Source organism: Streptomyces sp. NPDC002790 (assembly GCF_040295505.1).
Classification (GTDB): Bacteria; Actinomycetota; Actinomycetes; order Streptomycetales; family Streptomycetaceae; genus Streptomyces.
Genome location: NZ_JBEOVM010000225.1, coordinates 1 through 3,318, shown reverse-complemented (window position 1 = coordinate 3,318; position 3,318 = coordinate 1). Strand labels below are relative to the sequence as shown.

The following is a 3,318-nucleotide window of genomic DNA, read 5'->3' as shown; positions in this document are numbered from 1 at the left end:
CTGCAGGGGGGACCCTGTGGGAGAGTAGGACGCCGCCGAACTAATTTTAAAAGGAAAGCCCGGACCGGGATACGGTCCGGGCTTTTCTGCGTTTAGGGTCGAAGACATGGGCATGCGCTATGACCTCGTCATCTTCGACAACGACGGTGTACTCGTCGACAGTGAGCCGATCTCCAACACGCTCCTGGCCGGCTATCTCACCGAGCTCGGGCACCCGACCTCGTACGAGGAATCCCTGCGGGACTACATGGGGGCCGCCATGCACCGCGTGCACGATGTGGTGCTCGAGCGGACCGGGCAGCGATTGCCCGAGGACTTCGACGACACGTTTCATACGCGGGTGTTCGCGGCGTTCGAGCGGGAGCTGGAGCCCGTCGACGGGGTAGTCGAGGTGCTGGAGAAGCTGGCCGCCGACGAGGTGCCGTACTGCGTCGCGTCCTCCGGGAGTCATGAGCGGATCCGTGTCGGGCACCGGAAGACCGGGCTCGACAAGTGGTTCGGGGACGAGCGGATCTTCAGCTCGCAGGATGTGGGGCGGGGGAAGCCGGCGCCCGACCTGTTTCTGTACGCCGCCGAGCGGATGGGGGTCCGGCCCGAGAAGTGCCTGGTCGTCGAGGACAGCCCGCTCGGTGTGCAGGCCGCCGTCTCGGCCGGGATGGATGTGTACGGGTTCACCGCGATGACGCCCGCCGAGCGGCTCGACCAGGCCGATGAACTCTTCGACGACATGCGGGAGTTGCCCCGGCTGCTCGGTTGAGGTATCGCCCGAGGTCACGGTCGGCCCATGGTTTTGTGATCCATCTACCCACGGGTAAGGCGGCGGCCTACGCTGTGCCGCCATGACCGATGGCACAGCCGGGGCGACCGGTACGGCGAGCGGGCGGATGCGGTGGGGGCGCCGGACGCTGGGGTTGAGCTTCTTCGCGCAGGGCGCCGCCTTTGCGCTGCTCGTGACCCGGATCCCCGCGATTCAGGACCAGTACGGGATATCCGACGCACTGCTGCCCGTGTTCCTGGCCGCGGTGCCGGTGCTGGCCGGGGTCGGGAGCGTGGGCACCGAGCAGTTGGTGAAGAGGGTGCGGCCCAGCCGGGTGCTGCGGTGGGCGCAGCCCGTCGTCCTGCTGGCGCTGCTCGGGGTCGCGGCCGGGGACTCGGTGGCCCAAGTGGCCGTCGCGCTCGCCGTGTTCGGGCTGGCGGTGGGGGCGCTGGACGCCTCGATGAACATGCTCGGTGTCAGCCTGCAGCGGGCGTACGGGCGCAGCATCATGCTCGGCTTCCACGCCGCGTACAGTCTCGGCGGGATCGTCGGGGCGTCGCTCGCGTGGGTCGGGGCGCACTGGGATCTGACGCTGTTCGTGTTGTATCTGCCGGTGGTGTGCGTGCTGTTGCCGCTCTGCCTCGTGGCGAGCCGGTGGTACGTGGACGGGCGGCCGGTCGGTGGGGAGGAGGCCGCGCGGGAGCAGGCGCAGGGCAGCGGGGTCGTCTTCAAGGTGTTGTTGCCGCTGTGCCTGGTGATGTCGTTCGCGTACATCGGGGACTCGACGGTCTCCAACTGGAGCGCGAAGTACCTCCAGGACGTGTTGGGGAGTTCGGAGCAGCTGTCCACGGTTCCGTACAACGTCTACATGGTGATGACGCTGGTGGGGCGGGCCGTCGGGGACGTGGGGGTGCGGCGGTTCGGGGCGGTGGCCGTGGTGCGGGTGGGGTCCGTTGTGGCCGCGGGTGGGTTCGGTGTGGTGGCTGTGGCGCCGGGGGCCTGGGTGGGGATGCTCGGATTCACGCTGCTGGGGCTCGGGTTGTGCGTGATCGTGCCGCAGACCTTCGCCGCGGCGGGACGGCTGTTCCCGAACGCTTCGGATGCGGCGGTGGCGCGGCTCAATATCTTCAACTACGTGGGTTTTCTGATCGGTTCGCCGCTTGTGGGGGCTTTGGGGGACGCGTGGAGTTACCGCGGGGCGATGCTCGTGCCCATGGTGTTGGTGCTGTTGACGCTGGTGTACGCCCCATCGTTCCGGGAGCGGGGGGACCGATACGGTGGCGGGCATGAGCGGCCGCGCGCAATTGATGTGGGACCCGGCGGTAGCGGGGTATGACTTCGGGCCCGGACACCCGATGGATCCGGTCAGGCTTGATCTGACCCGGAGACTGGTGGACGCGTTCGGTCTTGACCGGGACATGGATGTCGTCGCGGCGAAGGCGGCCGGGGATTCGACGTTGCGGCTCGTGCACCGTGAGGACTACGTGGAGGCGGTCAAGGCTGCGTCGCTCGATCCGGACGCCGCTGATCCGGCTTATGGGCTGGGGACGGTGGATGATCCGTCCTTCGCCGGGATGCACGAGGTGTCCGCGCTGATCGCCGGGCAGTCGGTGGGGGCCGCGGAGAGCGTGTGGCGGGGGGACGCGCTGCACGCGGTGAATTTCTCGGGTGGCCTGCACCATGCGATGCCGGGGGCGGCGTCCGGGTTCTGCGTGTACAACGACGCGGCGCTGGCGATCGCTCGACTCCTTGAGTTGGGCGCGGAGCGGGTCGTGTACGTGGATGTGGACGTGCACCACGGGGACGGCGTGCAGGCCGCGTTCTGGGAGGACCCGCGGGTCCTGACGATCTCGCTGCACGAGCATCCCCGTACGTTGTTTCCGCAGACCGGGTGGCCCGAGGAGACGGGGGCCGACGGGGCCGCGGAGGGGACGGCGGTGAATGTGGCGCTGCCGGCGGGGACCGGGGACGCCGGGTGGCTGCGGGCGCTGCATGCGGTGGTGCCGGAGTTGTTGGCGGAGTTCCGGCCGCAGGTGCTTGTGACGCAGCACGGGGCCGATACGCACTTCGAGGATCCGCTGGCGCATCTGGCCGTGTCTTTGGACGCGCAGCGGGCCGTGCAGGTCGCCTGTCACGCGTGGGCGCACGAGTACGCCGGTGGGCGGTGGGTGGCGCTCGGTGGGGGCGGGTACGCGGTGGTGGACGTCGTGCCGAGGTCGTGGACGCACTTGGTCGGGATCGCGGCGGGGCGGGAGGTCGCGCCCGAGTCGGTGATTCCCGATGGGTGGCGGCAGGAAGTGTTCGCGCGTACGCGGCAGTTGGCTCCGCGGCGGATGACGGATGGGCGGTGGCCCGTGTCGTATCGGGAGTGGGAGGCGGGGTACGACCCCGCGGACCGGCTCGACCAGGCGGTTCTGGCCACCCGTAAGGCGTCGTATCCGCTGCGGGGGCTACTGCCGTGACCCACTCAAGCCCCTGCGGCGCTTGAGCAGCGGCATTCAAGCCCCGCCGGCGATTGAGGCGCGGGCCATTCAAGCCCCTGCGGCGATTGAGCAGCGGGG

3 protein-coding genes are annotated in these 3,318 nt (G+C 69.4%); all 3 read left to right on the top strand.

Features of this window, described 5'->3' with window-relative positions:
• The first annotated feature begins 112 nt into the window (after positions 1–112).
• The 3 genes from ABT004_RS36175 to ABT004_RS36165 all read left to right on the top strand — a co-directional run bounded on the left by ABT004_RS36175 (position 113) and on the right by ABT004_RS36165 (position 3,219).
• Positions 113–757: an HAD family hydrolase gene (locus ABT004_RS36175; RefSeq protein WP_351346053.1), complete on the top strand. Its 645-nt coding sequence runs from the start codon at positions 113–115 to the stop codon at positions 755–757.
• 82 nt (positions 758–839) lie between these two features.
• Entirely contained in the window at positions 840–2,093 is a 1,254-nt protein-coding gene (locus ABT004_RS36170) for an MFS transporter (protein ID WP_451193677.1), read from the top strand.
• Positions 2,044–3,219, top strand: coding sequence for an acetoin utilization protein AcuC (locus tag ABT004_RS36165; RefSeq protein WP_351346048.1), 1,176 nt, complete (start codon positions 2,044–2,046; stop codon positions 3,217–3,219). The genes ABT004_RS36170 and ABT004_RS36165 overlap by 50 nt, the downstream gene beginning before the upstream one ends.
• The last annotated feature ends 99 nt before the right edge of the window (positions 3,220–3,318 follow it).